This is a genomic window from Streptomyces sp. NPDC059564 (genome assembly GCF_042735575.1).
GTDB lineage: Bacteria > Actinomycetota > Actinomycetes > Streptomycetales > Streptomycetaceae > Streptomyces.
This window is the reverse complement of record NZ_JBHWBP010000702.1, coordinates 1-1248: the sequence shown is the minus strand read 5'-3', so window position 1 is coordinate 1248 and position 1248 is coordinate 1. Positions and strand designations below refer to the sequence as shown.

Below are 1248 nucleotides of genomic sequence, written 5' to 3'. Positions count from 1 at the left end.
CTACACCCTCGGGATCGTGCTGGTCGCGGCGACGAACGCGCTGCACGTCGGGGTGGCGCTCTTCGTCCTCGGGGACCAGCTCGCCGTCCCGCTCGTGTCGGTGATCTGGTCGGTCCGCGGCGCCCTGCGCACCCCGGTCCCGGGACCGTCGCCGCTCCCGCCGTCCGCCGCAGGGTCGTCGTGATCCTTCGACCCGACTACCGTGGAACGTGGGGGCGAGCGACGTGGAAGGCGGTTGCCATGGCAGAGCACACGGCCCCGGGAGCGGCGGCGCGCGAGCTGGAGGACGGCCGGTTGCTCAAGGAGCTGGAGACCATCCACCGCACGCGCCACGAGACGCTGCTGCACGGGTCGGACGAGGCGCTGGCCACGCACACGCAGCGGCTGAAGGAGCTCGAGGAGGAGTACCTGCGCCGCCACCCGCAGCGCGCCACCACGCCGGGCCGTACCCGCACGGGCGCCCGGGCCCGTACGGCGGGCGAGAACTGAGCGGAAGCTGGTCCGCCCCGCGAATGCGCGGGGCGGCAACGGCCTTCTGCCCGCCGCCGCCCCGGCGAAACCCGGACCGCCGGACCCGGCAGGCGGCGGGGCTCAGCGCGAGGAGTGGGGGAGCAGCGCGTCGAAGGCGGCCGGCAGCCGCTTCCAGCCCTCGCGTCCCGAGGTGAACTCGGAGTCCGTCAGCAGACACGACTCCAGGAGCCCGCGCAGGCCCTCGGCGTCGAGGCCGGGCGAGGTGAAGACGAGGTGCTGGCAGCGGTCCCCGTGCTCCGGGTGCCAGCCGAGGGCGGCCGCCGCCCTGCGCACCGGCGGCACCAGCTCCCAGGCGGCGTCCGGGAGGGAGGCCAGCCAGGGCCCGGTGTCCTCCACGCACAGGGCCCCGCCCGCGCAGTCCCAGGCCAGCAGCGTGTCGGGCCGGTCGGCGAGCCAGAACCGGCCCCGGCTGCGGGCCGCCGCCAGGGTCAGGTCCTCCAGCGCCGCGTACAGCCGCCCGGGGTGGAAGGGGCGGTGCCGGTGCCAGACCAGCGTCGACACCCCGGCCTCCTCCGCCTCCTGCGGCAGCAGCGCGCACGCCGGGTGCTGCGCTGCCGCCGCGGCCGCGGTGTCGAACCCCGCGAACGCGAGCCGGGTCAGTTCGGCCGAGCCCGCGGCCGCCCGGGGGGCGGGGGGGTGCCGCTGGTCCACCAGGGCCCGGGCGCCGGCCCCGGCCGACGGCCGCGCGCGCAGGGCGGGGACGGCCGCGTCCACCAG

2 protein-coding genes and 1 pseudogene are annotated in these 1248 nt (G+C 77.6%); 2 read left to right on the top strand and 1 reads right to left on the bottom strand.

Going from position 1 to position 1248, the window contains the following annotated elements:
* Positions 1-184: pseudogene (locus ACFV0Q_RS41785) on the top strand (hypothetical protein); the annotation flags it as partial.
* A gap of 56 nt (positions 185-240) precedes the next feature.
* A complete protein-coding gene (locus tag ACFV0Q_RS41780) occupies positions 241-489 on the top strand; it encodes a DUF6158 family protein (protein ID WP_385013353.1) in 249 nt (82 codons plus the stop codon).
* A 102-nt stretch (positions 490-591) separates the two neighbouring features.
* Here the strand turns inward: ACFV0Q_RS41780 and ACFV0Q_RS41775 are convergent.
* A partial coding sequence (locus ACFV0Q_RS41775) for a GTP-binding protein (protein ID WP_385013351.1) occupies positions 592-1248 on the bottom strand: 657 nt, incomplete at its 5' end.